This is a genomic window from Streptomyces sp. NPDC087428 (assembly GCF_044744085.1).
Classification (GTDB): domain Bacteria; phylum Actinomycetota; class Actinomycetes; order Streptomycetales; family Streptomycetaceae; genus Streptomyces.
In genome coordinates, this window is the sequence record NZ_JBIUXR010000002.1 from 554,171 (window position 1) to 576,702 (window position 22,532).

22 protein-coding genes are annotated in these 22,532 nt (G+C 72.0%); 14 read left to right on the plus strand and 8 right to left on the minus strand.

Going from position 1 to position 22,532, the window contains the following annotated elements; all coding sequences use genetic code 11:
* Nucleotides 1-18: 18 nt before the first annotated feature.
* The gene (locus ACIO3R_RS06210) at nucleotides 19-807 is read left to right on the plus strand and encodes a site-2 protease family protein (protein ID WP_402103765.1); all 789 of its coding nucleotides are present in this window, start codon (nucleotides 19-21) and stop codon (nucleotides 805-807) included.
* Here the strand turns inward: ACIO3R_RS06210 and ACIO3R_RS06215 are convergent.
* Both ACIO3R_RS06215 and npdG read right to left on the minus strand, forming a co-directional pair.
* Nucleotides 804-983 carry a hypothetical protein gene (locus ACIO3R_RS06215; protein WP_385346568.1) on the minus strand — a complete coding sequence of 60 codons (180 nt, stop codon included), beginning with the start codon at nucleotides 981-983 and terminating at the stop codon, nucleotides 804-806. The genes ACIO3R_RS06210 and ACIO3R_RS06215 overlap by 4 nt on opposite strands.
* 96 nt (nucleotides 984-1,079) lie before the next feature.
* On the minus strand, nucleotides 1,080-1,790 hold the full coding sequence (npdG, locus tag ACIO3R_RS06220) for an NADPH-dependent F420 reductase (protein WP_402103767.1): 711 nt from the start codon (nucleotides 1,788-1,790) through the stop codon (nucleotides 1,080-1,082).
* Nucleotides 1,791-1,966: 176 nt separating this feature from the next.
* On the opposite strand from npdG, the gene ACIO3R_RS06225 reads away from it, so the two are divergent.
* Both ACIO3R_RS06225 and ACIO3R_RS06230 read left to right on the plus strand, forming a co-directional pair.
* Nucleotides 1,967-2,566 (plus strand): hypothetical protein, encoded by a 600-nt coding sequence (locus ACIO3R_RS06225; protein WP_385040363.1) that lies wholly within the window; start codon nucleotides 1,967-1,969, stop codon nucleotides 2,564-2,566.
* Nucleotides 2,567-2,669: 103 nt separating this feature from the next.
* Complete coding sequence (locus tag ACIO3R_RS06230) at nucleotides 2,670-3,983, plus strand: MFS transporter (protein ID WP_402103771.1); 1,314 nt, start codon at nucleotides 2,670-2,672, stop codon at nucleotides 3,981-3,983.
* A 31-nt stretch (nucleotides 3,984-4,014) separates the two neighbouring features.
* Here ACIO3R_RS06230 and ACIO3R_RS06235 read toward each other — a convergent pair whose 3' ends face one another.
* Nucleotides 4,015-4,248, minus strand: a complete 234-nt coding sequence (locus ACIO3R_RS06235) for a hypothetical protein (protein WP_363029135.1) — start codon at nucleotides 4,246-4,248, stop codon at nucleotides 4,015-4,017.
* 168 nt (nucleotides 4,249-4,416) lie between these two features.
* Here ACIO3R_RS06235 and map point away from each other — a divergent pair, with 168 nt between their 5' ends.
* Together map and ACIO3R_RS06245 are read left to right on the plus strand one after the other, a co-directional pair.
* Nucleotides 4,417-5,274, plus strand: coding sequence for a type I methionyl aminopeptidase (gene map / locus ACIO3R_RS06240; protein WP_385039662.1), 858 nt, complete (start codon nucleotides 4,417-4,419; stop codon nucleotides 5,272-5,274).
* Nucleotides 5,275-5,542: 268 nt separating this feature from the next.
* Nucleotides 5,543-6,208, plus strand: a complete 666-nt coding sequence (locus ACIO3R_RS06245) for a heme oxygenase (biliverdin-producing) (protein ID WP_402103777.1) — start codon at nucleotides 5,543-5,545, stop codon at nucleotides 6,206-6,208.
* A gap of 165 nt (nucleotides 6,209-6,373) precedes the next feature.
* Here ACIO3R_RS06245 and ACIO3R_RS06250 read toward each other — a convergent pair whose 3' ends face one another.
* The 3 genes from ACIO3R_RS06250 to ACIO3R_RS06260 form a co-directional block, all read right to left on the minus strand.
* On the minus strand, nucleotides 6,374-7,045 hold the full coding sequence (locus ACIO3R_RS06250; RefSeq protein WP_402103780.1) for a PhzF family phenazine biosynthesis protein: 672 nt from the start codon (nucleotides 7,043-7,045) through the stop codon (nucleotides 6,374-6,376).
* A gap of 80 nt (nucleotides 7,046-7,125) precedes the next feature.
* Nucleotides 7,126-8,712 (minus strand): HtaA domain-containing protein, encoded by a 1,587-nt coding sequence (locus ACIO3R_RS06255; protein WP_402103783.1) that lies wholly within the window; start codon nucleotides 8,710-8,712, stop codon nucleotides 7,126-7,128.
* Between the two features lie 71 nt (nucleotides 8,713-8,783).
* On the minus strand, nucleotides 8,784-10,202 hold the full coding sequence (locus tag ACIO3R_RS06260) for an HtaA domain-containing protein (RefSeq protein WP_402103788.1): 1,419 nt from the start codon (nucleotides 10,200-10,202) through the stop codon (nucleotides 8,784-8,786).
* A gap of 134 nt (nucleotides 10,203-10,336) precedes the next feature.
* Here ACIO3R_RS06260 and ACIO3R_RS06265 point away from each other — a divergent pair, with 134 nt between their 5' ends.
* The 7 genes from ACIO3R_RS06265 to ACIO3R_RS06295 all read left to right on the plus strand — a co-directional run bounded on the left by ACIO3R_RS06265 (nucleotide 10,337) and on the right by ACIO3R_RS06295 (nucleotide 17,934).
* Nucleotides 10,337-11,416 (plus strand): hemin ABC transporter substrate-binding protein, encoded by a 1,080-nt coding sequence (locus tag ACIO3R_RS06265; protein ID WP_402103791.1) that lies wholly within the window; start codon nucleotides 10,337-10,339, stop codon nucleotides 11,414-11,416.
* Nucleotides 11,413-12,513 carry a FecCD family ABC transporter permease gene (locus ACIO3R_RS06270; protein WP_385039678.1) on the plus strand — a complete coding sequence of 367 codons (1,101 nt, stop codon included), beginning with the start codon at nucleotides 11,413-11,415 and terminating at the stop codon, nucleotides 12,511-12,513. Before ACIO3R_RS06265 ends, ACIO3R_RS06270 begins: the two co-directional genes overlap by 4 nt.
* On the plus strand, nucleotides 12,510-13,349 hold the full coding sequence (locus tag ACIO3R_RS06275) for a heme ABC transporter ATP-binding protein (protein ID WP_402103794.1): 840 nt from the start codon (nucleotides 12,510-12,512) through the stop codon (nucleotides 13,347-13,349). Before ACIO3R_RS06270 ends, ACIO3R_RS06275 begins: the two co-directional genes overlap by 4 nt.
* A gap of 244 nt (nucleotides 13,350-13,593) precedes the next feature.
* Entirely contained in the window at nucleotides 13,594-14,730 is a 1,137-nt protein-coding gene (gene efeO, locus ACIO3R_RS06280) for an iron uptake system protein EfeO (RefSeq protein WP_385039684.1), read from the plus strand.
* Between the two features lie 23 nt (nucleotides 14,731-14,753).
* The gene (gene efeB, locus ACIO3R_RS06285; protein ID WP_402103798.1) at nucleotides 14,754-16,058 is read left to right on the plus strand and encodes an iron uptake transporter deferrochelatase/peroxidase subunit; all 1,305 of its coding nucleotides are present in this window, start codon (nucleotides 14,754-14,756) and stop codon (nucleotides 16,056-16,058) included.
* 39 nt (nucleotides 16,059-16,097) lie between these two features.
* A complete protein-coding gene (gene efeU / locus ACIO3R_RS06290; RefSeq protein ID WP_385346550.1) occupies nucleotides 16,098-17,069 on the plus strand; it encodes an iron uptake transporter permease EfeU in 972 nt (323 codons plus the stop codon).
* Nucleotides 17,002-17,934, plus strand: a complete 933-nt coding sequence (locus tag ACIO3R_RS06295; RefSeq protein WP_402104231.1) for a hypothetical protein — start codon at nucleotides 17,002-17,004, stop codon at nucleotides 17,932-17,934. The genes efeU and ACIO3R_RS06295 overlap by 68 nt, the downstream gene beginning before the upstream one ends.
* A gap of 161 nt (nucleotides 17,935-18,095) precedes the next feature.
* Here ACIO3R_RS06295 and ACIO3R_RS06300 read toward each other — a convergent pair whose 3' ends face one another.
* Entirely contained in the window at nucleotides 18,096-18,842 is a 747-nt protein-coding gene (locus tag ACIO3R_RS06300; RefSeq protein ID WP_385025433.1) for a bifunctional DNA primase/polymerase, read from the minus strand.
* A gap of 309 nt (nucleotides 18,843-19,151) precedes the next feature.
* Here ACIO3R_RS06300 and ddaH point away from each other — a divergent pair, with 309 nt between their 5' ends.
* Nucleotides 19,152-20,048 carry a dimethylargininase gene (gene ddaH, locus ACIO3R_RS06305; RefSeq protein WP_402103802.1) on the plus strand — a complete coding sequence of 299 codons (897 nt, stop codon included), beginning with the start codon at nucleotides 19,152-19,154 and terminating at the stop codon, nucleotides 20,046-20,048.
* Here the strand turns inward: ddaH and ACIO3R_RS06310 are convergent.
* Nucleotides 20,045-21,043 (minus strand): small ribosomal subunit Rsm22 family protein, encoded by a 999-nt coding sequence (locus ACIO3R_RS06310; protein ID WP_385025439.1) that lies wholly within the window; start codon nucleotides 21,041-21,043, stop codon nucleotides 20,045-20,047. The two genes, ddaH and ACIO3R_RS06310, sit on opposite strands and share 4 nt — an antisense overlap.
* A gap of 153 nt (nucleotides 21,044-21,196) precedes the next feature.
* Between ACIO3R_RS06310 and ACIO3R_RS06315 the strand changes: the two genes are divergently transcribed.
* Nucleotides 21,197-22,516 (plus strand): hypothetical protein, encoded by a 1,320-nt coding sequence (locus tag ACIO3R_RS06315; RefSeq protein ID WP_402103805.1) that lies wholly within the window; start codon nucleotides 21,197-21,199, stop codon nucleotides 22,514-22,516.
* Nucleotides 22,517-22,532 lie beyond the last annotated feature (16 nt).

Below are 22,532 nucleotides of genomic sequence, written 5' to 3' on the forward strand. Positions count from 1 at the left end.
AGCCCTTAGGGTCGGCTCATGCCCACCAACGAGCGCCAAGGCATCAGCCCGGTCTTCCTCGGAATCGCAGCCGTCGCGGCGGTGTCCGGCTGGGCGGTGTGGACGGACTTCACCGATCAGCCCGGGTTCGCCACGTTCCTCTTCGTCACGGCGGCCTGGGTCGTGTCCCTCTGCCTCCACGAGTACGCCCACGCCAGGACCGCGCTGCACAGCGGCGACATCTCCATCGCAGCCAAGGGATATCTCACGCTCAATCCCCTTCGCTACACCCATGCCCTGCTGAGCATCGTGCTGCCGGTGCTGTTCGTGATCATGGGCGGGATCGGCCTGCCGGGTGGCGCGGTGTTCATCGAGCGCGGCCGGATCCGCGGCCGCTGGCGGCACAGCCTGATCTCGGCGGCGGGCCCGCTGACCAATGTGCTGTTCGCGATCGTGTGCACGGCGCCGTTCTGGCTGGACGCGCTGGACGGCGTCCCGGCCGCCTTCCGGTACGCGCTGGGCTTCCTGGCACTGCTCCAGGTGACGGCCGCGATCCTGAACTCCGTACCGGTGCCGGGTCTGGACGGCTACGGGGTGATCGAGCCCTGGCTCTCCCACGCGGTGCGCCGCCAGGTGGAGCCGTTCGCCCCGTTCGGGCTGATCGCGGTGTTCGCCCTGCTGTGGGTTCCCGGCGTGAACGCGGCGTTCTTCGACATGGTCGACGCGCTGCTGAGGTCGCTCGGCGTGAGCAACTTCGACTCGTACTGCGGTCTCGACGCCTACCGGTTCTGGCAGAGCCCGAACGCGATCTGCTCGCTGAACGGCTAGGCGGCGTTCTCGGCGGCGCGTCGCCGGCGCAGGTAGTACCAGGCCATGTTGGACGAGAGGCCGACCAGGAGCACCCAGACGATCCCGAGGAGCCAGCTGCCCTCCACGAAGGAGATCACGGCCGCGACGACGGCCAGGACGCAGACGGCTACGGCGTAGAGAGCGAGGCGGGGCATGGGGACGGCTCCTGTCGGGGGATGGCGCGTGGTCCCGTCCAGTGTCCCCCATGCCCCCGGCCGCTCCGAGCGGGGTGGGGCCGGCGGAGGTGCGGCTCACACGTCGGTGGTGCGCAGCCCCGCGTGTGCCTTGTAGCGGCGGTTGACCGAGATCAGGTTGGCGACGAGCGACTCGACCTGGTGGGCGTTGCGCAGCCGGCCCGCGAAGATGCCCCGCATTCCGGGGATCCGGCCGGCCAGCGCCTGGACGATGTCGGTGTCGGCGCGGGCCTCGCCCAGGACCAGTACGTCGGTGTCGATCTCCTCGACCGTCTCGTCCTGGAGCAGCACGGCCGAGAGGTGGTGGAAGGCGGCGGTGACCCGGGACTCCGGCAGCAGGGCGGCGGCCTGCTCGGCGGCGCTGCCCTCCTCGGGCTTCAGCGCGTAGGCGCCCTTCTTGTCGAAGCCGAGCGGGTTGACGCAGTCGATGACGAGCTTCCCGGTGAGTTCCTCGCGCAGCGACTCCAGGGTCTTGGCGTGCCCGTCCCACGGCACGGCGACGATCACGACGTCGCTGTCGCGGGCGCACGCGGAGTTGTCCGCACCCCGGACGCCGTGGCCGATCTCCTCGGCGGCGGTCTGCGCGCGGTCGGCCGCGCGGGAGCCGATGACGACCTGCTGTCCGGCGCGGGCGAACCGGTAGGCGAGTCCGCGGCCCTGCGGGCCGGTGCCGCCGAGTACGCCGACGGTCAGGCCGGACACGTCGGGGAGGTCCCAGGGGTCCTTGGCCGGGGGCTTGGGCGCGCTGCCGCTGTCATTCGTAGTCATGGCCCCGACAGTACTTCCAGGTGGGGAGGGGCCGCCCCGTCGCCGGACCGCGATCCGGATCACGTTTCCGGCTCCGCACGTCCCCGGCCCCCGTCCGGATGTCCCCGGGCCCGTTCGGATGATTTCGCGGCCGTTCCCCCGCGCGGGGCCCGGCGTGTGGTGCAGGATGCCGGGCCATGGATGCCGTACGGGTGGCGCTGTTGCGTGAGGTGCTCGCCGGGACCGAGTGGCCGGCCGCCACCCGGCGGTTCGCCGGGACGCTGCGGTCGTCCGTCGTCCCGCACGGCGGCGGGCTGCTGCTGGTGGGGACCGAGGTGTACGAGCCGTGGCACCTGGCGGCGCATCTGGTCGACGAGTCGGCCTGGTCGGGGCTGCCCGAGCTGACGCCCACGCTGGTACGTCACCGGGTGGAGCCGGGGGCCCCGGCCCACTTGGCGGTCGGCCTGGGCCGGATCGAGGCGGCCGGGCGGGGCGAGACCCTGCTCGTGGTGGTGCCGGAGTCGCCGGGCGAGGGCCTGCTGGAGCGGGTGCACGACGCGCGCCGGGCGGGGGCGACGGTGCTCTCGCTGGACAACGGCGATCCGGAGGTCCGGGGCCTGGCCCATGAGGCGCTGTCCGTGGCGGGCGAGGACGTGGACCTGGACACGGTCCAGCACCTGGTCAGCGCGGCGGCCGGGGAGAACGGCGCACCCGTGCGGCGCGGCCGGCGGCACTTCCGTGACCGGCTGTCCCGGCTCGCCGACCAGCTGACGGCTCCCCCGCCACCGCGCTGGTGAGCCGAGCGGGCGGGCGCCCCCGGGGCGCGGCGGCGCCCGGCCCGGCCCGCGGTTTCGAAACACATTTGCACCGGGCACGTATCCCGGCGGACCATGACCTCTCGTGACCTCTCGTCCCTCGCCCGCCGCCAGGCTGGCCGCGCTCCTTCCCGACCTCTCGCCCTGGCGGTCCTCCGCGGACTTCCGGCTGCTGTGGGTGCAGGGGCTCATCACCTTCTTCGGCAGCTCCATGGCGCTGATCGCGCTGCCCCTCCAGATCAAGGACCTCACCGGGTCCCCCCTCGCCGTCGGCGCCATGGGCGCGGTCGAGCTCGTGCCGCTGGTCGTGTTCGGCCTCTACGGCGGCGCGCTCGCCGACTCCGCCGACCGCCGCAAGGTCATCCTGGCCACCGAGGCGGGGCTCGGGCTGCTCGCGCTCGTCCTCCTGGTGAACGCGGCCCTGCCCGACCCGATGCTCTGGCCGCTCTACGTGGTGGCCGGGGGCGTCTCCGCGCTCGCGGGGCTCCAGCGGCCCGCGCTGGACTCACTGATGGCCCGGATCGTGCCGCACGACCAGCTGCCCGCGGCGGCCGCGCTGAACTCGCTGCGCTGGCAGATCGGCGCGATCATGGGCCCTTCGCTGGCCGGTGTGGTGGTCGCGTACGCCGGACACGCCACGGCCTACACGGTCACCGTCGTCACGTTCACCGTCTCCGTGCTCCTGTGCCGCGGGCTCGCGCCCGCACCGCCCGTGGAGAAGGGGCAGAAGCCGTCGCTGCGCGGCATCGCGGAGGGCGCGCGCTACGCCTGGAGCCGTCCCGTCCTGCTGGGGACGTACGCGATCGACATGGCGGCGATGTTCTTCGCCTTCCCGAACGCGATCTTCCCGTTCCTCAGCGACGAGCTGGGTGCCGAGTGGTCGCTGGGGCTGATGTACGCGGCCGGCTCGGTCGGGTCCCTGGTGCTGGGCCTGACCAGCGGCTGGACCAGAGGCGTGCGCAGACACGGCCTGTTCGTGGTGTTCGGTGCCGCCGTCTGGGGGCTCGCCATCGCGGCGGCGGGCTGGTTCGGCAACGTGTGGCTGGTGCTGGTCTGCCTGGCGGTGGCCGGCGCGGGCGACATGCTCAGCGGGCTGGGCCGCTCCACCATCTGGAACCAGACCATCCCGGAGGAGCTCCGGGGCCGGCTGGCGGGCATCGAGGTGCTCTCGTACAGCGTCGGCCCGCAGCTGGGCCAGGTGCGGGCCGGCGGCATGGCGGGGTGGACGGGGACCCGGTCCGCGGTCTGGTCCGGCGGGGTGGCGTGCGTGGCCTCGGTGGCGCTGCTGGCGGCGGCGCTCCCGAAGCTGCTGACGTACGACTCCGCGACGGACGAGGACGCGCTGCGCAGGCGGGCGGCGCGGAACGAGGAGGGCCCGGTGGCCACCGCCACCGGCTGAGCCCCGCCCGCCGCGCCCCGGGCCCGCGCCCTCAGCCGCTCGGGTTCTCGTCCGGCCCCTGGCGGTCGTGCCACTTGGGGTCGTTCTCCCACTCCAGGTTCCGCTCCTGCGCGGTCTCCATGGCGTGCTGGGCCTCCTGGCGGGAGGTGTACGGGCCGAAGCGGTCCTTGGCGGGGCACTCGGGGCCCTCCTCGACCTTCTTGTGCTCCAGGCAGTAGTACCACTCGCCGGGCTTGCCGACCGTGCGCTTCTTGAACAGGGCCATCGTCGGCTCCTTTCCTCGGTGCCATGCTGCCCCATACCCGCTGGTTGGGGCCTGCCATGCGTACCGGACGCCGCAGGCCCGGCACGGCACGAGCGGCAGGCCCCAAGGGCTGTCCCGCGATTCCTGGCGCCCGCCAGGAATCGCGGGACAGCCCTTAGACTCGCTGGCATGTCTGGCCAGTCGCTGCTTGTACCAGGGGAGCTCACTCCCGTCCGTTCCGTGCCCGGAAACATCCGGCGCCCCGAGTATGTGGGCAAGCCCGCTCCGACGCCGTACACCGGCCCGGAGATCCAGGACGCCGAGACCGTGGAGCGCATGCGCGTCGCGGGGCGGATCGCCGCGCAGGCGATGGGTGAGGCCGCCAAGCTCATCGCCCCGGGCGTCACGACGGACGAACTCGACCGGGTCGCCCATGAGTTCATGTGCGACCACGGCGCCTATCCGTCGACGCTGGGCTACCGGGGCTTCCCCAAGTCGCTCTGCACCTCGCTCAACGAGGTGATCTGCCACGGCATCCCGGACTCGACGGTGCTGCGCGACGGCGACATCGTGAACCTCGATGTGACGGCGTACATCAACGGGGTGCACGGCGACAACAACGCCACCTACCTCTGCGGTGACGTGGACGAGGAGTCGCGGCTGCTCGTGGAGCGCACCGAGGAGTCGCTGAAGCGGGCGATCAAGGCGGTCCGGCCGGGCCGCCAGGTGAATGTGATCGGCCGCGTCATCGAGTCGTACGCGAAGCGCTTCGGGTACGGGGTGGTGCGGGACTTCACCGGGCACGGGATCAATTCCTCGTTCCACTCCGGCCTGATCATTCCGCATTACGACAGCGAGCACGCCACCACCGTGATGAAGCCCGGCATGACGTTCACCATCGAGCCGATGCTGACGCTCGGGTCCCACGACTACGACATGTGGGACGACGGCTGGACCGTGGTGACGAAGGACCGCAAGCGCACCGCGCAGTTCGAGCACACGCTGGTGGTGACGGAGACGGGGGCCGAGATCCTCACGCTCCCGTAACCGCACCGCCCCCTCTCCGCACGGAACGGCCGCCCCCTCGGGCGGCCGTTCTTCGTGCGTCCGCCTCTCTTCGCGTTCTCCGCGCGCCCGTGTGTCCGGGCCGGATCCGGGTACGTTTTACCGACAGAGCGTCGGGAAGCAGTTGACTTAGGTAAACCTAAGTAGGAAGATCGGGTCATCGGTCCGCGCTGCGGCACGCCGCCGCGGCAGGCCGATATTTCCGTCTCTTTCTGGACTTCCCGTCCCCCTTGGTCCCCGGAGGCCCGCCTTGGACGCAACCGTCACCGCCACGCCCTTCTCCACGCTGATCCGTACCGCGTCGCACGAGCAGCACACCGAGGCGGAGACCTCGACCTTCATGAGCGACCTGCTCGGCGGGCGCCTCGGCGTGGACGCGTACACGCGCTACACCGAGCAGCTGTGGTTCGTGTACCGGGCCCTGGAGGACGGCGCCGAGGCGCTGCGCAACGATCCCGTCGCCGGTCCGTTCATCCGGCCCGAGCTGATGCGCACCGCCGAGCTGGAGCGCGATCTGGCCCACCTGCGGGGTGCGGAGTGGCGCGAGGGCCTGGAGCCGCTGCCGGCCACCGCCGCGTACGCAGACCGGGTCGCCGAGTGCGCCCGCACCTGGCCCGCGGGTTACATCGCGCACCACTACACCCGCTACCTGGGCGACCTGTCGGGCGGCCAGATCATCCGCGACAAGGCGGAGCGGACCTGGGGCTTCGAGCGCAAGGGGGACGGCGTGCGGTTCTACGTCTTCGAGGGGATCGCCAACCCCGCCTCGTTCAAGCGGGGTTACCGCGAGCTGCTGGACGCGGTGAACGCGGACGACCTGGAGAAGCAGCGGATCGTGGACGAGTGCAAGCGCGCGTTCGCGCTGAACACCGCGGTGTTCCGGGAGCTGGGAGAGGCCTTTCCGCTGAGTGCGTAGCGCCGTGCGGCGGGCGGAGGCGGTGGGGCGGTACCGGGAGCGTTGGCCGGGGCCGCTCCGCCGCCTCGTCTTTTGTCCTCAATCGCCGGACGGGCTTGTTTTTCCCGCCGGACGGGCTTGTTTTTCCCGCCGGACGGGCTTGTTTTCCCGCCGGGCGGACTTGGTTCACCCCTGGACCGCCAGGAGGACTCGGCCGCCGATTTCCACCGTGCCGTCCGGGGCCGGGGCCGTGAGGATCTGGGAGCCGCGGCCTTGTCTGATGTTCAGGGCGCGGTTCAGCCGGGCGCTGAGCAGCAGCGCGGCCGCCCCCGTCGCCTCGTCCTCGTCGATGCCGTCGCCCCGCCGGGGGAACGCCCGCGCCCTGACCCGGCCCGCCGCCTCGTCCTCCCAGGCCCATGCGTAGAGCCCGCCCTCACCGGGCGGCGGACCGGTCAGCGCCTCGACCTCGGCCGCGGAGCCGTACCGCTCCAGCGTGCGCGGCGGGGCCCACTCGGGGCGGGCGGTGATCCAGCTGAACTCGCCGTCCTGGCGGGCGAAGACCTCCCCCACCGACAGCTCCAGGACCTCCAGGTCGAGCAGCCAGGCGGCGCCGACCAGCGGGTGCCCGGCGAACGGCAGGCGGAATCCCGGGGTGTAGATGTCCAGGTGCCCGCGCTCCGGATCGTCCACGAACACGGTCTCGCTGAAGCCGAGTCGCCGGGCGAGCTCCTGCCGGGAGGCCTCGTCGGGGTGGTCGCGCCCGTCGCGTACGACCCCGAGCGCGTTGCCGTGCCGGCCGTCGGGACCGCAGAACACACGCAGTACGTCGATGCCGGCGGGTACGTCGTAGTCGTTCACGTGCGCATTCAAGCACCGCCCGGGTGCCTGCCCCGCAAGAGGGCCGGTACCCGGGCGGTGGAGTCGCGCGGTGCGGCGGATCAGACGGTGCGGCGACGGCGTGCCACGACGACCGCTCCGGCGCCGGCCGCCACGATGAGGCCCGAGGCGGCGATCAGCGCGCCCGCCGGGACGTCGGAGCCGGTGGCGGCGAGGGCGCCGGAGCCGCCGACCGTACCGCCGCCACCCACGGTGCCGCCGGTGCCGCCGGTGGTCGAACCGCCCGTGCCACCCGTGGTGGACGAGCCGCCCGTGGTGGACGAGCCGCCGGTCGCGCTCTCGCCGGACGGGAGTTCGGCGTCCTTGTCCAGGGCGACCGAGACGGTCAGCGCGTCGAGCTGCTCACCCGCGCGGTACATCCCGCCGAAGGCCTTGGTGCCGTCGGCGGTGAGGGTCGCCGGAACGGCCGAGAGCGTCACCACGCCGTTCTTGGCGGTGAGTCCGCCGGCGGGCAGCTTGAGGTCGGCGACGGCGAGACCGGTGTAGGTGGCGACCTTCTTCGTCTCGCGGTCCTTGGTGGACACGTCGGCGACGAGCTTGCCCTTGGTCCCGTCGGCCCGGATCTCCAGGTTGCTCAGGGCGAGGTCGAGCGTGTACGCGCCGTCCTCCTGGTGGCCCAGGAAGCGGACCTTGCCGTCGAACCCGGCGTTCAGGGTCTGCTTGCCGGCGTCGAAGTGGCCGGTGGCGTCGGGGAAGCGGTAGCCGTCGCCGGACGCGGTCGCGCCGCCCGTCGTCTCGACCTTGCCGTGCGCGATGGGGCCGGTGACGTACGTACGGAAGGAGGCCTTGACGCCCCAGTTCAGGGTGCCGTCGACGATGGCACCCGGCTCCGCGACCGGCTTGTCGGTGGCCGTGACGCTCGGGGAGGGCTTCGGTGTCGGCTGCGTGGGCTGCGTGGTGGGCTCGTCCGTGGGCTTCACGGTCGGCTTGTCGGTGGGCTCGGCCGGATCGGTCGGCTTGTCGGTGGGCTCGGCCGGGTCCGTCGGCTTCTCGGTCGGGGCGGCGACCGCCTTCACCGTGAGCGTGGCCGGGTCGAGGACCTCGCCCGCCTGGTACTGACCGTTGAAGGCGTCGGAACCCGCCTTCGTCAGCTTCGCGGGGATGTCCTTGAAGACCATCGCCCCGCCCGCGCCCTGACCGGGCTTCACGGCCGACAGGTCGAGGTCCGCGACCGCCACGTCGTTCTGGGTGCCCTGCGGGGTCGCCACGTCGGCGGTGATCGCACCGCCCGTACCGGCGGTGGACAGCTTGACGTCCGAGAGCGTGATGTCGAGGACGCCGCCGTGGGCGGAGAAGTTGACGCCGCCCTCGAAGGCGGTGTCGGTGCCGTGGGTGGTCATGTCGTACGTGCCCTTGCCGTTGACAAAGGTGAACACGCCGTTGCCCGCGGCCTGGGTGGCGCCGTCCTTGACCGTGATCTTGCCGGCGGCGCCGATGTACTTGCGGAAGGACTCCTTGAAGCCCCAGTCCAGCGTGCCGTCCTTCAGTTCCATGGCCGGGGCGGTCGCGGTGGCGCCGTCCTGGGCGGACGGTCCGGCGGCGAACGCCGGGAGGGCGAAGGCGCTGCCGAGGGCGGCAACGGTGGCGACGGCTGCGGCGAGGGCTATGGGGCGGCGGGTGGCTGCCATGGTGGGTGGTCTCCTCGGGGGATGAGCGGTGATCAACGGGGGTGGTGTGCGGGGAGGAAGGGCTGCGGAGGTCAGGCGGGGGTGCCCGGCTTCGAGCGGTTGCGGCGCACCAGGAACAGCGCGGCGGCCGCGGCGAGCACGCCGACGCCGCCGAGGGCCAGGTACAGGGCGGTCGGGGAGCCGTCGTCCGCCACGGACGCCACGGGGGCCGCGGCGGCCGCGGAGCTCTTCGGTGACGGGGTGTCCGACGGCTGCGCCGAGGGCGCGGGGTCGCTGCCCAGGTCGGGGAGTGCGGGCAGCTTCGCCTTCGCGTCGACGGCGACGGCGAGCGAGACCGGGTCCATCGCGGTGCCCGCCCTGTAGAGGGAGCCGAAGGCCTTCGCGCCGTCGGCGGTCAGCTTCGCGGGGGCCTCCGTGAGGACCGCGAGGCCGTCCTTCGGTACGAAGTCCTCGGCGGTGAAGGTGATGAGCGGCACGGCCTCGCGGGTGTCGCCCCCGGTCCGGACGTCGGCGCTGAGCGTGCCCCGGCCCGCCTTCAGCCCCACCGCGAACCGGGAGAGCGTCAGATCGAGTTCATGGGCCCCGGTGAAGCGGACGCTGCCCGCGAAGGCGGCGGACAGGGTCTGCTTCTTCGCGTCGTACGTGCCCTGCCCCTTCGGGAAGCGGAAGAGCGCGCCGCCGTCCTGGGCGCCCCCGGCCAGGGTCCACTTCCCCTGACCGATCGAGCCGGTGACGTACTCCCGGAAGGTGCGGCGCACGCCCCAGTCCACGGCGGCGTCCTCGAAGCGGCCTGCCGTCTCCGCCGGCTTCGCGGTGCCGGCGGGCTTCTTCGCGGGGGCCTTGGTCGCGGCGGGCTTCGCAGCCGGGGCGGTGGTGTCCACGGAGAGGCTGACCGGATCCAGTGGCGTTCCGGCCGTGTAGTAGCCGGCGAAGGACTTCGCACCCTGTGAAGTCAGCGTCGCCGGAACGTTGTTGAGGGCGACGGGGGTGGAGCCGCCCCTCATGTCGATCCCGGACAGACCGAGCGTGGCCAGCGGCACCTGGGCGGCGGAGGTGACCCGTCCGCTCCCCCGGTCCTTGCTGACCATGTCCGCGTACAAGGTGCCGCTGCCGCCCTGGATGCGGACGGTGGGGCGGCTGATCGTGAGGTCCAGCTCGTTGGAGCCGTCGGACTTCTTGTGTCCGGTGAAGCGGACACCGCCCGAGAAGCCGGAGCTGAGCGCGCCGTTCGCCGGGTCGTAGGAGCCGGTGGCGGAGTGGAAGCGGAACTGGCTGCCGCCGACCGTGGCCGCGCCGCCGGTCAGGTTCCAGCTGCCCTGGGCGATGGGGCCCGTGACGTAGCTCTGGAAGGAGGACTTGATGCCCCAGTCCAGCCGGCCGCCCTGCACCGTCCGGTTCGCCGCTTGCGCGGCGGTGGCCGGGAGCAGGGCTCCCAGCAGTACCGCGAGAAGCGCGACGGCGAGCGCGCGGGCAGGTCTGAACGGCGGCATGGACCCCTCCGAGGTCTAGAAGATGAGGTAAGGCTAACCTAAGCTATGCACATCTCGTGCCGGTACCCCCCTTCCGCCACATTCCTCGCAATCCACTCCCAACTGCACGCCGCAGAAAGACAGGACGGTGCCCAGTGCGCTTCTCGCAGGACTTCGCCCGGCCGGCCCGGGACGCCGGTCAACCCAGGCGCGGGCGTACCGGCGTCCTGACGGCCGCCCTGTCGCTGGCGACGGCCGTGCTGCTCACCGGCTGCGGGGGCACGGGGACTCCCGCGGCGAGGACGGCGGGCGCCGGGGCCGCCACAGCCGCGGACGCCGACCGGATCGAGCCGCTGGCCACCGTGCCGGCACCGGAGTTGCCCGTCACCGTGACCTCGGCGGACGGCGAGCGGACCACGGTCACCTCGGCCGACCGGATCGTGCCGCTGACCGGCAGCCTGAGCGAGATCGTCTTCACCCTCGGCCTCGGCAAGCAGGTCGTGGCCCGCGACATCACCGCCACCTTCGAGCAGGCGGAGAAGCTCCCCGTGGTGACCCGCGCCCATGACGTGTCGGCGGAGAGCGTTCTGTCCCTGCGGCCCACCGTCGTCCTCGCGGACACCACGACCGGCCCGGCCGAGGCCATCGGCCAGATCCGGGACGCCGGGATTCCGCTCGTCGTCGTCGAACCGGCCACGGAACTCGCCGACGTGGGCCGCCGGATCGACACGGTGGCGGCCGCCCTGGGCGTACCGAAGTCCGGCAGCGAGCTCAAGCAGCGCACCCAGGCCCGCATCGACGCCGTACGGAAGTCCGTGCCCGCACCGGCCGACGGGGCGAGGAAGCCGCGGGTCGCCTTCCTCTATCTGCGCGGCTCCGCCTCCGTCTATCTGCTGGGCGGCCGTGAGTCCGGCGCCAGTTCGCTGCTCGAAGCGGCGGGCGCGGTCGACGCGGGCAAGGCGTCCGGGCTGAAGAAGGACTTCACCGCCATCACCAGCGAGGCCCTGGCCAAGGCGGCTCCCGACGCGATCCTGGTGATGTCCAAGGGGCTCGACTCGGTCGGCGGTGTCGACGGACTGGTGAAGATCCCCGGTGTCGCGGAGACCCCGGCCGGGATGGACCGCCGCATCCTCTCCGTCGACGACGGGGTGCTGCTGAACTACGGGCCGCGCACCGACCGGGTGCTGAGCGAACTGGTGGCCCAGCTCCACCCGAAGGACGGAGCGGCCAAGTGAGCGCCCCGTACGAGGAACGCACCCGGCCGGCCGGGGCGAAGGCCCCGGAGGCGAGCGCGCCCCCGGCCCGCCGCTCCACCGCCGCCACCCTGACCGTCGGGCTGCTCGTGGCCCTGGCCGTCTGCTGCCTGCTCTCCGCCGGACTCGGCGCCTACCGAATCCCGCTCGGCGACGTACTGGCCTCCGTCCAGCACCGGGTCGGGCTCGGCGGGCACGCCCTGGACCGGGTCGGCGAGAGCGTCCTGTGGAACGTACGGCTGCCGAGGGTCGTCCTCGCCCTGCTGGTCGGGGCGTCGCTCGGCTGCGCGGGCGCCCTGATGCAGGGGGTGTTCGGCAATCCGCTCGCGGAGCCGGGCGTCATCGGGATCTCGGCGGGCGCGGCGGTCGGCGCGGTCGCCTCGATCGCGCTGGGGCTGAGCTTCTTCGGCAACTGGACCATCACCGTCTGCGCGTTCGTCGCCGGACTGCTGACCGTGCTGCTCGTCTACGCGCTGTCGCGGTCGGGCGGCCGGACGGAGGTGGTGACGCTGATCCTCACCGGCATCGCCGTCAACGCCTTCGCGGGCGCGCTGATCGGGCTGTTCATCTTCTTCGCCGACAACGCGCAGATCACCCAGATCACCTTCTGGCAGCTCGGTTCGCTGGCCCAGGCCACCTGGCCCAAGGTGCTGGCCGTGCTGCCGTGCGCGGTGCTCGGACTCGTCCTCGCGCCGTTCTACGCGCGCAAGCTGGACCTGCTCGCGCTCGGCGAGCGGCCCGCCCGGCACCTGGGCGTGGACGTCGAACGGCTCCGCGTCGTGCTGGTGCTCGTCGTGGCGCTGCTGACCGCCGCCGCGGTGGCGGTCGCCGGGATCATCTCGTTCGTGGGGCTGCTGGTGCCGCACCTGCTGCGGATGGCGAACGGCCCGGGGCACCGCTTCCTCGTCCCCGGCAGCGCGCTCGGCGGTGCGCTGGTGCTGGTCGCGGGCGATCTCGCGGCCCGTACCGTCGCCGATCCGGCCGAGCTGCCGCTCGGTGTACTGACCGCGCTCTTCGGCAGCCCGTTCTTCTTCTGGCTGCTGCGCAGGACCCGTCGCAAGCAAGGTGGTTGGGCATGAGGACGCTGCGGAATCTCTTCGCGGTACGCGACCGCCGGCCCCCGGCCCCGGTCGCCCCCGGTGCCCCGGTCGCCGAGGTGCGCGGGCTGCGGGTCCGGCTGGGCGGGCGCAAGGTGCTCGACTCCATCGAGCTGACGGTGCACGCGGGCGAGGTGCTGGCGCTCGTCGGCCCGAACGGGGCCGGGAAGTCGACGCTGCTGGCCGCCCTCGCCGCCGACCTGCCCGCCGAGAGCGGTGCGGTACGGATCGACGGGCGGCCGGTCACCGACTGGTCCGCGCCCGAACTCGCCCTGCGCCGGGCCGTACTGCCGCAGTCCGCGGCGCTCTCCTTCCCGTTCCCGGTGGAGGACGTCGTACGGATGGGGCGGGCGCCCTGGGCCGGTACGGAACGCGAGGACGAGGACGATCCGGCGGTCCGCGCGGCGATGGCGGCCACCGAGGTCACCGAGTTCGCCGCGCGCCCGTTCTCCGCGCTGTCCGGCGGCGAGCGGGCCAGGGTCGCGCTGGCCCGGGTGCTGGCGCAGCGCGCCCCGCTGCTGCTGCTCGACGAGCCGACCGCCGCGCTCGACCTGCGCCACCAGGAACTGGTGCTGCGGATCTGCCGGGAGCGGGCCGCCGCCGGTGACGCGGTCGTCGTCGTGCTGCACGATCTGGGGCTGGCCGCCGCGTACGCGGACCGGGCCGCGGTGCTGCACGAGGGGCGGATCGCAGTGGCGGGCCCGCCCGCGGCGGTCTTCACGAGTACGTTGCTCGGCGAGGTCTACCGGCAGCCGGTCGAGGTGTTCCCGCACCCGCGGACCGGGGTGCCGCTCGTCGTGCCGGACCGGACCGCTTGACCATCGCTTTACCATTGCCGGGCTCGCCCATGGGTCGGTCGTGATCACCCCGTTCCCGTGCCCGCGCAGTGAGAGCTGAATCACTGCGCGAGTGGGTATCGGTCAGGTAAGGCTCGGTTAAGTTAGGTCCGCCTCACCAGCCTTTGTCCGGCCTTACCCTTCTTCTCCTTCAGTCCTCTTCTCCTTCAGTCCTCTTCTCCTCCCTCACCCTCGTCCTTCTCCTTCATCCTCATGTGGAGCCCGTATGCGAGCCGTTCGTCTCTCCGTCGTCACCGCTGCCGCCACCGTGGCCGCTCTGACCGCCGTCACGGGCTGCGCCGAGAAGAGTGACGGGAAGGGTGACGGCGCCGTCCAGGTCGTCGCGAAGGACGACTCCTGCGAGGTGTCGAAGAAGAAGCTGCCGGCCGGGCACGTGGAACTGGCCGTGCAGAACAAGGGTTCCAAGGTCACCGAGGTCTACGTCCTGTTCCCGGACGACCGCATCGTCGCCGAGCGCGAGAACATCGGCCCCGGCACCAAGGCCACCATCACGGCGGAGATCAAGGCCGGTTCGTACGAGATCGCCTGCAAGCCCGGCATGAAGGGCCACGGCATCCGGCAGAAGCTGGAGGTCAGCGGAGGCACCGCGGCCAAGCGCAGCCCCGAGATGGACAAGGCCGTCGCCGCCTACCGCACCTACGTCCAGGACCAGGCCGACGAGACGCTGCCGAAGGCCAAGCTCTTCACGGACGCGGTCGCCGCCGGGGACATCGAGGCCGCGAAGAAGGTCTACGCCGACTCCCGGCTCGGCTGGGAGCGGACCGAGCCCGTCGCCGAGTCCTTCGGTGACATCGACCCGAAGGTCGACGTCCGCGCGGACGGCCTGGAGGACGGCCAGAAGTGGACCGGCTGGCACCGCCTGGAGAAGGCGCTGTGGCAGGACAAGAAGCTGGGCACCGAGGAGAAGGCCCTCGCGCCGGCCCTCTACAAGGACCTGCTCGACTGGCAGAAGCGGGTCGGCACGGCGGAGATCACCCCGACCTCGATGGCCAACGGCGCCAAGGAACTCCTCGACGAGGTCGCGACCGGCAAGGTCACCGGTGAGGAAGAGCGCTACAGCCACACCGACCTGGTCGACTTCAAGGCCAACGTCGAGGGCGCCGAGAAGTCCTACGAACTGCTGAAGCCGATCGCCTCGAAGAACGACGCGGCGCTGTCGGCCACCCTGGACAAGCGGTTCGCGGAGCTGAACAAGCTGCTGGACACCTACCGCAAGGACAAGTCCTCCTACGCGTTCACCTCCTACGAGAAGGTCGGCAAGGCGGACCGCAAGGACCTGTCCGACGCGGTCAACGCACTGGCCGAGCCGCTCTCCAGGCTCGCCGCCGCGGTGACCAAGTAGCGATACGGAGAGGGGTTCCGGGCATGTCAGAGGAGACGCAGAACACGGCCGACGCCGCCGGGAGCCCGGATTCCGGAGCTCCGGCCGCGCGGGGCCCCGGCGGCGCCCCCTCCAGGCGGGCACTGCTCGGCTGGGGCGGCGCCGGACTCGCGCTCGGTGCGGTGGCGGCCGGAGGCACCGTGGCCGCGGTCCGCTCCGACGACGCGCCGGTCCCGGCCGCGGACAGCGGCGCGGCGGTGCCGTTCCACGGTGCGCACCAGGCCGGGATCGCCACCGCCGTCCAGGACCGGCTGCACTTCGCCGCGTTCGACGTGACCACGAAGGACCGGTCCGAACTCGTCGCGCTGCTCAAGGAGTGGACCCGGGCCGCCGAGCGGATGACGGCCGGTCACGCGGTCGGCGACGGGGCGTACGGGGGCCTGGCCGAGGCCCCGCCGGACGACACGGGCGAGGCGCTGGGGCTCAAGCCGTCCCGGCTGACGCTGACGATCGGCTTCGGTCCCTCGCTGTTCGCCAAGGGGCGGTTCGGCCTGGAGGACAAGCGGCCCGACGCGCTCGTCGATCTGCCCAGGTTCCCCGGCGACAACCTCGACGCGGCCCGCAGCGGCGGCGACCTGTGCGTCCAGGCCTGCGCGGACGACCCGCAGGTGGCGGTGCACGCCATCCGCAACCTGGCCAGGATCGGCATGGGCCGCACCGCGATCCGCTGGTCCCAGCTGGGCTTCGGCAAGACGTCCTCGACGACGCCCGGCGCACAGACCCCCCGCAACATGATGGGCTTCAAGGACGGCACCCGGAACATCGCCGGCAGCGACACCGCGGCCCTGGACGAGCACGTCTGGGTCGGCGGGAAGGACCGGGCGGGCTGGATGACCGGTGGCTCCTACCTGGTGGCCCGTCGCATCCGGATGCACATCGAGACCTGGGACCGCGCCCCGCTCCAGGAGCAGGAGGACGTCTTCGGCCGCGACAAGGGCGAGGGCGCCCCGGTCGGCAAGGCCAAGGAGCGCGACGAGCCGTTCCTGAAGGCGATGCTGCCGAGTGCCCATGTACGGCTCGCCCACCCGGACAGCAACGCCGGGGCGACGATCCTGCGGCGCGGCTACTCCTTCACCGACGGCACGGACGGGCTGGGCCGGCTCGACGCCGGGCTGTTCTTCCTCGCCTACCAGCGCGACACCCGCAAGGGGTTCGTCCCGCTCCAGCGCCGCCTGGCGGCACACGACGCACTCAACGAGTACATCCAGCACGTGGGTTCCGCGCACTTCGCCGTCCCGCCGGGCGTCCGCGACAAGGACGACTGGTGGGGCCGTGCGCTGTTCTCGTAGTCGTTCTCAAGTACCCCGAAGCGGAAAGGGACCCGAATCGTGTTCAGCAACTTCCTGATCGGCCTGCGCGAGGGCCTTGAGGCCAGCCTGGTCGTCTGCATCCTCATCGCCTATCTGGTCAAGACGGGCAACCGGAACAAGCTGCTGCCGATCTGGATCGGTGTCGGCATCGCGATCGTCGTCAGCCTGGCGTTCGGCGCGGGGCTCGAGTTCGGCTCCCAGGAGATGACGTTCAAGGCGCAGGAGGCGCTGGGCGGTTCGCTGTCGATCCTCTCGGTCGGCCTGGTCACCTGGATGGTCTTCTGGATGCGGCGCACCGCCCGGCACCTGAAGGCGGAGCTGCACGGCAAGCTCGACGCGGCGCTCGCGATGGGTACCGGCGCACTCGTCGCCACGGCGCTCCTCGCGGTGGGCCGGGAGGGCCTGGAGACCTCGCTGTTCGTGTGGCGTGCGGTGCACGCGGCGGACGACGGCTGGCATCCGATGATCGGCGCGGTGCTGGGCATCGCCGCCGCGGTGGTGCTGGGCTGGCTGTTCTACCGCGGTGCGCTGAAGATCAACCTGGCGAAGTTCTTCACCTGGACCGGCGGGATGCTGGTGGTCGTCGCGGCGGGTGTGCTCGCCTACGGTGTGCACGACCTCCAGGAGGCCGAGTTCCTCGGCGGTCTCCAGAATCGGGCGTTCGACATCAGCTCCGCGATTCCGCCGGACAGCTGGTACGGCACGCTGCTGAAGGGCACCTTCAACTTCCAGCCCGATCCGACGGTCCTTCAGATCACGGTGTGGGCGCTGTATCTGATCCCCACGCTCGCACTGTTCCTCGCCCCGGTAGGGTTCGCACGGTCAGTGGGGGCGACGGATCAGAAGGCGCAGAAAGCAACGGATGAGAAGTCTGAGGCCGGTTCGGGCGGCGACGGGGCTCGTGGTGGCGACGGCGCTGAGCATGACGGCGAGCGGGTGCGTGACGGTGCACGGCGAGCTGGAAGTCGTGCCGGCGGCGACGAGAGCTGAGGCCGCGCAGGCGCTGAAGGACTTCACCACCGCGTACAACGCGGCGGACAAGGCCTACGATCCGGCGCTGGACGAGGACCAAGTCGGCGGCTCGCTCGGGGCGATCAACCAGGCAGGTCTGACGGCCCGGCGGAAGAACAGCCCGAACGGCAACGCGAACCACCGGTCGCTGGAGCTGACCGACGCGACCTACGTCATCCCCAAGAAGGCCGGCTGGCCTCGGTGGTTCCTCGCGGACACCGACTCCAACCGGGATCAGGACAGCGGCAAGCAGGACACCCGCTGGCTGCTCGTCTTCGTCAAGTCCGGTCCCGGAGCCGGGTGGAAGGCCGTCTACCTGTCGGTCGTCGCCCCGTCGCGGCTGCCGCGCTTCGCGAAGGACGGCGACGGCCGGGCCAGGCCGGTACCGGCGGACAGCACCGGCCTTGTGGTGTCCCCGGAGGAGTTGAGCGAGCAGTACACGGGCTACCTCCAGAAGGGGACGCCTGACGTGTTCACCCCCGGGCCGTCCACCTCGGTGTGGCGCACCGCCCGCCAGAACACCCGGCGGGCGGGGTTCTCGTACCAGTACATCGACCAGCCGCTGGACAGCGGCGCGTTCGGCCCGCTCGGCCTGGAGACGGCGGACGGCGGGGCGCTGGTCTTCTTCAGCAGCAAGCACTTCGAGCGCCAGACCGCGGCGAAGGGGCTGCGTCCGGCGGTCACCCCGGACGTGCGCGCGCTGCTCTCCGGCGAGGTGAGGAGCACCCTCACGAAGGAGCGAATCTCCAGCCAGCTGGTGTACGTCCCGAAGAAGGGCGCCGGCACGGGCAAGGTCACCCTGCTGAACCGCCTCCCGGGCCTGACCTCGGCCAAGGGCTCGTAACCCCCACCCAGAACCGAGCCCGGCCATTTCTCATCCGCCCCCGGCACAACCAAGCCCGCCCGGCGATTGAGGGCATCTTTCAGCCCGTCCGGCGTTTGAGGACGAAACCGGCCGTCGGACGAACGCGGCACCCGGTCACCCGGTCACGCCCAGGCCACCGCCTACCGGCTCAGCGGCCAGGCCACCGACTCGTGGTCGACATCACTCTGCTCCGCGGACCCCACGAACCGCGCACACGCGTCCGTCAGCGTCTCCAGCAGCGTCAGCGGATCCGGCAGCGGGTTCTCCGGACCCCGCAGCCACCGCACGTCCAGCTCGCCCGGAAGCCGCGCGGGCGGCAGCAGGACGTAGCTGCCGCGGCAGTGCCACCGCAGACCGGGGTGCTCGTCCATCGTCTCGGGGTGGCAGTCCAGCTCGCACGGCCACCACTCGTCCTCGTCCTCCGGCGTACCCCGCGTCGCGGTGAAGAAGAGCATCCGGTCGTCGCCGGAGGTGGCCACCGGGCCCACCTCGATACCGGCGGCGAGCAGCCGTTCGAGCGCCTGCGCCCCCGCCGACAGCGGGACGTCGAGGACGTCGTGGATCATGCCGGTGGCCGTGATGAAGTTGGCCTGCGGCTGGCTGCGGGCCCAGCGCTCGATCTGGGGGAGGTCGGTGGTGGACTGCGTCTGCCAGGCGAAGGAGATCGGATGCCGGGCGGGGGTGGGGCAGCCCATGCGTTCGCACGAACATCGGTAGCCCACCGGATGGGCCGCGGGTGCGATCGGCATTCCGGCCTCTGCGACAGCCAGGAGCAGTGCCTCCCGTGCGGTGTCGTCGACCTCGCTCTGCTGCGCTTTGGGTCGTCGGCGCAGCCAGTGGGAAAACTTGCTCTCTGAGCCGCGACTACGGCCGAAATCGGCGCCCATCTATCCCCTTACCTCAGCGTTGCCCCTGTCCATCGTCCCACCATCCTGCGCCTCGGGTGGCCAGAGTCCCGAAGCGGGGTGCGGAGATCGGCGGCACGAGGTGAGCCCTATCACATCCCTTGTCGGGAAATGACGGATGTGATTCAGGGCGTCGCGCGCCCGTGCGGGGCTGAGGGCGGGGCGCGGTGCGGGGCGTGGCCGACGACGGCGTCCGTGGACGCGTGGGTGGGCGGCGGGAGCCCTTCGTCCCGGTACTCCGCGGGAACCACCCGATCGGTTCACTGCGCGACGGGCCCCGGACGGCGCACCATGGGCTCACGCACACACCCGTGCGACGCACCGGCCGCAGCGGCCACCAATGCCGCCGCGACGATTCGTGAGGAGCCCTCGTTGCCTCGTGAAGCCACACCCCGCCGCTACCTGATGTGCGCCCCGGCCCACTTCAGGGTGACGTATTCCATCAATCCGTGGATGGACCCCACCAAGCCCGTGGACCTCCCCCTGGCGCAGACCCAGTGGGAGGACCTGCGCGACCGCTACCGTGCGCTGGGCCACACCGTCGACCTGCTCACCCCCCACCCCGAGCTGCCCGACATGGTCTTCGCCGCCAACGGGGCCACCGTGGTCGACGGCCGGGTGCTGGGCGCCCGGTTCGCGTATCAGGAGCGGTTCGCCGAGGCGGCCGCCCACCGCGACTGGTTCCGCGACAACGGGTTCACCGAGATCCATGAGCCCGCCCATGTCAACGAGGGCGAGGGCGACTTCGCGGTGACCTCCTCGTATCTGCTGGCCGGGCGCGGCTTCCGGTCGAGTCCGCTCTCGCACGACGAGGCCCAGGAGTTCTTCGGGCGGCCGGTGATCGGCCTGGACCTGGTCGATCCGCGCTACTACCACCTGGACACGGCACTGAGCGTGCTCGACGAGGCGGCCGACGAGATCATGTACTACCCGGCCGCCTTCTCACCGGGCAGCCGGGCGGTACTGGCCCGGCTCTTCCCCGACGCGCTGATCGCTCAGGAGGCGGACGCCGCCGCGCTCGGGCTGAACGCGGTGAGTGACGGGCGCCATGTGCTGCTGCCGCAGGCGGCGACGGGCCTGTTCGACCCGCTGCGGGCGCGCGGCCTCGAGCCGGTGCCGATGGACCTGAGCGAGCTGCTCAAGGGCGGCGGCAGCGTGAAGTGCTGCACCCAGGAGCTCCGCGGCTAGCCGGCCTGCTCCGGGGGCGGCCAGGCGTCGCCCCAGTCGGTGTCCCGGGCGGCCCGGTACAGCCCGCCGTGCCGCTTGGTGACCGTGGCCCGCTGGAGGGCCTCGTCGCGGGTGCACAGCTCCAGCAGCACCTGGCCCTTGCGGATCTGCGGTCTGCGGATGACCCGGGCGTCCACGGGCGACGGGGTGAAGCGGGTGGCCGCGACGTAGCTGAACTTCTCGTCCTCGTACGGCAGTGAGCCGCCCTTCACCTTGCGGTGCAGCGAGGAGCGGCTCACCCGGGCCGAGAAGTGGCACCAGTCCGTGCCCGGCTCGATGGGGCAGGCGTCGCTGTGCGGGCAGGGCGCGGCGACGGTGAACCCGGCGGTGATCAGCCGGTCCCTGGCCTCGATGACGCGGGCGTAGCCGTCGGGGGTGCCGGGCTCGACGATCACCACGGCCTGTGCCGCCCGGCCCGCGGCGTCGACGAGTGCGGTGCGGGCCTGCGGCGTCAGCTCGTTGAGCACGTAGGAGACGGTCACCAGGTCCGTGGCGGCGAGATCGAGGTCCTCGCCGATGCGGGCCCGCTGCCACTGGACGGAGTCCAGCGCGGGGACGCCGGAGGCGGCGGCCAGTTCGCGGCCGAGCGCGAGGGCGGGTTCGGCCCAGTCCAGGACGGTGGTCCGGGGCCCTTCCCAGGCCCCGGCGACCGCCCAGCTCGCCGATCCGGTGCCGCCGCCGACGTCGGTGTGGGTGGCGGGCACCCAGTCGGGGGCGGCCTCGCGCAGGGCGTGGAGGGCGGACCGTGCCGCCTCGAAGGTGGCGGGCATCCGGTACGCGGCGTACGCGGCGACGTCCGAGCGGTCGCGGAGCAGCGGGGCGTCGGTGGGGGTGGTCCCCCGGTAGCTGGCGATGAGCCGGTCGACGGCCTGGACCGCCTGCTTGGGCGGCAGCCCGTCGAGGAGTCCGGCCAGTGCCGCACGCAGGGAGTCCGCGGTGGGGAGGGTGACGTTCACCGACGAAGTGTAGGCGGAGCCGGGCCGGGCTCCACCGGCCCCTCACTCCGTGCGGGACGGGGACGGAACGTCCGCGGAACCGAACTTCGGACCGTCACCGGCCAGTTGCTACGCTGACCGGCGCGACGTCGGGGATTGCGCATCGGGGGGACCATGAGACAGAAGATCGTGCGCCTGACGCTGGTCGCCGGAGTGCTGGTGCTCGCTCTGCTGCTCCTGCTGGCCACCTGCGGTGGCGGCAAGGATGACGGCAAGGCGAAGGAGCCGGTGAGGAAGAGCACCGGTCCCGCGACGCGGCTGCCCGTCCCGTCCGCGTACACGACACAGCGTGGCTGGGAGCTCGTCGGCACCTCGCCCGACTACGCGGTCTCCCGGACGACGGGGCGGCTGGCGTACCTGGTGCGGGCCGCCGGGTACCAGTTCCGGCTGCGGACCATCGACTCGGACACCGGGCGGGCCGGCTGGAGCGGTGAGGCGTGGCGGCCGCCGGCCGCGAACCACTTCCCGAAGCTGCTCACGGTCACCGCGGACGACCACGAGTACTTCGTGACCTGGTCGTACGGGAAGATCGGCGAGAACGCGCTGACCCCGCCCGCCACGATCGTCTCGCTCGACGTGTACAGCGTGGAGGACGGCTCCCGGCAGCGCGTCGAGGTGCCGTGGAACACGGTTCCGACCGTCACCGCCACCGGCCCCGGCATCGTGATCAGCGACGGCCGGAGCAACAGCGTGGTGGTGTCCCCGAAGACCGGCCGGATCAGCAAGGTCCCCGCCGGGTCACTGAAGTACCCGAAGGACTGCCCGTCCTGCAAGCAGCTCACCGAGGTGCGCGGGCTGACCTCGAAGGGCCTGCTGGTGAGCGGTGCGCGGGAGTTCTGGGTGCAGGGCGGCTGGTTCAGCCGGAACGTCGCGCCCAAGGGCACCGACCGGCAGAGCGGCATCCCGACGTCCGTGGCCCCCGGCATGGTGCTCGCGAAGTGGAAGCCCGACAAGAAGTCGAAGAACGCCGCGACCCATGATCTGTGGACGGTGCACGACGCGGAGTCGGGCAAGCCCCTGGTCTCGGTGGCGTGCCACAAACCCGCGATAGAACCGGGCCAGTACCCGCAGGCCGTCGTCGCGCCCTCGGGCGGCTATCTGGTGGCCGGGAACCTCGCGTTCGACCTGAGCGCCAGGAAGGGCTACTGCTTCGAGGACGGCGCGGGCGCGAAGGCGCTGACGCTGGCGTCGGTGACCGACGACGGCACGGCGTACGGGGCGACGAGCGTGCGCAACGCGGCGGACGTGCTGGCCGGCGGCGGATACCCGGTCAAGGTCGAGGTCACCTCCGGCACCACGGACCCGCTGTCCTCGAACGTGCGGGTGCCCTCCGCGGAGGGCACGGAGGGGGTCGGCCTGTTCCGCTGGACGGACGAGAAGGACCGGCTGCACCTGATCGGCTACCCGCGGACGAAGTCGGTCCCGGAGGACTGACGGCCGTGCGCCTCAC